Annotated in this window: 3 protein-coding genes; 2 read left to right on the top strand and 1 reads right to left on the bottom strand. The window is 60.4% G+C overall.

All coding sequences use genetic code 11. The annotated features are described in order from the left end of the window. The coding region (locus tag EOA86_RS35210) for a hypothetical protein (protein WP_128345689.1) at window positions 1-298 on the top strand (298 nt) is incomplete at its 5' end. A 318-nt stretch (window positions 299-616) separates the two neighbouring features. Here EOA86_RS35210 and EOA86_RS35205 read toward each other — a convergent pair. Further along, window positions 617-862, bottom strand: coding sequence for a DUF1127 domain-containing protein (locus EOA86_RS35205; RefSeq protein ID WP_095521644.1), 246 nt, complete (start codon window positions 860-862; stop codon window positions 617-619). 92 nt (window positions 863-954) lie between these two features. On the opposite strand from EOA86_RS35205, the gene EOA86_RS35200 reads away from it, so the two are divergent. Then, a partial coding sequence (locus EOA86_RS35200) for a GntR family transcriptional regulator (RefSeq protein WP_128345687.1) occupies window positions 955-1244 on the top strand: 290 nt, incomplete at its 3' end.

Genomic DNA, 1244 nt, shown 5'->3' with positions numbered 1-1244 from the left:
TCTTGCCATGGAACATGTGGCGATCGCCGCTCACAAATGCTGGATCGCCAGCAAGGATCCCGCCTTCAGGCCCTATCAGATGGCCAATGAGCTGAATTCGTTCACCGGCACGCCGCGCTTCCTGTTGGTCCCAGCCAAGCATTATGGCGCAAAGCCGTTGCTGGTCGTGCAGGCGCAAGGCAATTCACGCCGGGTGGACGTGTACGGTCCGCTGATGGCCGAAACGCTCGGTGCGCGCATCGGCTCGGACATCGCCCGTTGGCAGACAGGCAACCCGGCCTGCGGTGTGGCTGCGTAGCGTGCCAACGACGCCGGAATGGTGATGCAGATTTACAGGACGAGCGCGGCCAGGCCTATGACCAGACCGGCGATTTGCAGGAAGCGGCCATGACGGCCTATGCACTGGCGCGGGCGCCGATATCAGGCGAAGAGTCCTAACGGCGCCGTCTCGGCGCTCGGCGCTCGGCATCACCGGGCTTTTTCTGGTGCTGTGCATAGTCGCCGTACTTGCAGACCGCGGCGTCTCACGGATGAGGAGCCACGGTAACTATCAAGGCACGAAAAGGCGTCCTAAGACCGCGTCTTCTTAAGGATGCACACAAGCTTGATGCATCTTTCAGTCCCAGAACCGCCTCAGACCCTCACGGTGGGCCTCGCAGCGCGAGATGCCGATATCCTTGAGCTGATCGTCGGTCATCTCCAGCAATGCCAGCCGGCTTCGCCGGCGATCCAGCAGGCTGCCGATCCGGCTCGCGAGTGACCTGACCGTGCGCACCAGGCGACGGACATAACCTTGCCGGCCCGACGGACCGACTCCGAGCAATTCAGCTCTCGTGTAACGGATTGTATCGATTGCAGCCATTTTCTTGCTACCGGAATTCGAGATTGTACCCTTTTGTTGCGCAACCCATATGTATTGACTCTCAATTCGGTGCAATATAGAAAATTGTCACCATGACAAATTGGCTACCCGACCTTACGTCCGGCTCCGGCCCCCTCTACCAGCGGCTTGCAGATTCCATTGAAACCGACATCGACCGCGGCGTGATCGATGCGGGGGCAAAACTGCCGCCGCAACGCGACCTGGCTTATGACATCGGGACAACTGTCGGCACGGTCGGTCGGGCCTACCAATTGTTGCGCGAACGGGGGCTGGTAAGCGGCGAAGTCGGGCGCGGAACCTATGTTCTGGGCCGGCATGAGACCAAGACCGATCTGCTGGCATCCGACCCACATGTGGAAGG

The sequence above is a fragment of the Mesorhizobium sp. M5C.F.Ca.IN.020.32.2.1 genome, assembly GCF_004023105.1.
In the GTDB taxonomy this organism is placed as follows: Bacteria; Pseudomonadota; Alphaproteobacteria; order Rhizobiales; family Rhizobiaceae; genus Mesorhizobium; species Mesorhizobium wenxiniae.
Note: the sequence above shows the minus strand (reverse complement) of the source record. Positions and strands in the feature narration are given on the sequence as shown.

Bases quoted from the DNA above. Each gene is read 5' to 3' on its own strand.
- EOA86_RS35205 (WP_095521644.1), bottom strand. From the start codon at position 862: ATGGCTGCAATCGATACAATCCGTTACACGAGAGCTGAATTGCTCGGA.